The organism is Hydrogenobacter hydrogenophilus (assembly GCF_900215655.1).
GTDB lineage: Bacteria > Aquificota > Aquificia > Aquificales > Aquificaceae > Hydrogenobacter > Hydrogenobacter hydrogenophilus.
The window spans coordinates 1-1741 of sequence record NZ_OBEN01000019.1 but is presented as its reverse complement, the minus strand read 5'-3'; the positions used below and the strand labels follow the sequence as shown (position 1 = coordinate 1741).

3 protein-coding genes are annotated in these 1741 nt (G+C 41.4%); all 3 read left to right on the top strand.

Annotated elements, in window-relative coordinates; all coding sequences use genetic code 11:
* On the top strand, positions 1-342 hold a 342-nt coding region (locus CP948_RS08795; protein ID WP_096603607.1), incomplete at its 5' end, for a 6-pyruvoyl trahydropterin synthase family protein.
* Positions 343-350: 8 nt separating this feature from the next.
* The gene (locus tag CP948_RS08790) at positions 351-764 is read left to right on the top strand and encodes a hypothetical protein (protein ID WP_096603604.1); all 414 of its coding nucleotides are present in this window, start codon (positions 351-353) and stop codon (positions 762-764) included.
* Positions 765-1741 (top strand): lipid-A-disaccharide synthase (lpxB, locus tag CP948_RS08785; protein WP_101495086.1); only part of this gene is annotated, 977 nt, incomplete at its 3' end.

The window sequence follows — 1741 nt, the reverse complement described above, 5'->3', positions numbered from 1 at the left end:
TGGACTCTTGTAGTGAAGAGAAAGTTCAACGCTGCTCACTTTCTGACGGATTATCATGGCTCTCCAGAACCTCTGCACGGACACACTTGGGAGGTGGAACTTCACATAAGAGCTGACGCTCTTGACACTGGTGGTATGGGTTTTGACTTTGTTGAGATTGACAACTTCCTTAAAGAGATCCTTCCTGATTACAAACTTCTCAATGACCTTTTTGATTTTTCTCCAAGTGCGGAAAATATAGCCAAGTGGCTTTATGAGAAAGTAAAAGAAAGGTATCCTTCACTTCAGAAGGTGGTGGTTTGGGAAACTCAAAACTGCGGTGCGGAGTATTTTGAACTATAATAAAAAGCGTGCCTATAGACGAAAGGTTTAGAACATCTGCCCTTGAAAAACTAAGAAAGGTAGAGGAATTTATAAAACAAAAAGAAGCAGAGTTGCTGGAAGATACAGACCAAGAGGACTTAGAGTATGGGATAAACATGGAACTCTCCCTAAAAGGCTTGGGAGAGCTGTGGGAAGAGGCAATAGAAAAGAACCACTATATGGAAGTGGTATTTACCGAGGTTATGGAACATCACGATGGCGCTTACCTTAAGGTGAGCTTTAGAAACTCCCTGGGTGATACCTATGCGGAAAGGTATGTTAGTATCTGGAGTTCTGGAAAGGTAGATATATCTCATACCTTTTTCATGAAACTGGGGGACATACGCCTGAGAGTGGAGAGGGTAAAGGAAGACACCTTTAGGCTCTTTATGAAAAAGTAAATGCGTGTTTTCTTCTCTGTAGGTGAAAGGTCCGCAAGCAATTATGTGTATCACATATTCAAAGAAGTAAAAGAAATAGAAGCTTGGGGTATAACGGACGAAAGGCTTGAAAGCATAGGCTTTAGAAGCATAGCAAAGATAGAGGACCTGTCCGTTGTAGGCATAGCGGAGGCTCTTCCTAAGGTACCTTTTGTCCTAAGGTTATACAAAAAAATAGAAAAGCTTCTTCCTTATATGGACGTGCTTGTGCTTTGCGATGCACCCGCTTTTAACCTACCACTGCTCAAAAGGGCAAGAGGTAAAGTAAAGAAGATTATCTACTTTATATCTCCCCAAGTGTGGGCGTGGAAAGAGAGTAGAGCGAAGATCATAGCTCAGTATGTAGATCACCTGATAGTTCTTCTTCCTTTTGAAGTGGAGTTTTACAGAAGGTATGCTAACGGAAGGCTAAAGATTCACTATGTAGGGCATCCCCTTGTGGATATAGTGAAACCTTCACAGAGTAGAGAGAACTTTGAAAAGCTTGTAGGTACAAAAGAAGTTATTGGACTTTTCCCAGGAAGTAGGTGGAGTGAGATAAAAAGACACACCCATTACATAAAGCAGGTATTTGCGGAGCTAAGCAAAAAGAGAGAGCTCTATGGTGTTATACCCACCTTTGAGAGCTTTAAAGATTACATACAAGAGGCTTTCAACGGATTGCCTGTTAGAGTTCTCACACACAGAGACACACCTACCCCTGCTTATGATGTAATGTCTTATTCGCTTATCTCTCTGATAGCTAGTGGGACTGCAGAGCTTGAGGCAAGCTTGCTTATGAATCCCCATTTGGTCTTTTACAGAGTAAACCCACTAACTTATCTATTGGGAAAGATGCTCGTGAAAGTAAAATGGGTTTCTCTGACTAACCTTATACTCAAGAGACAGACTGTTCCAGAAATAGTGCAAAAAGACTGGAAAATCCTTTACAAGTATGC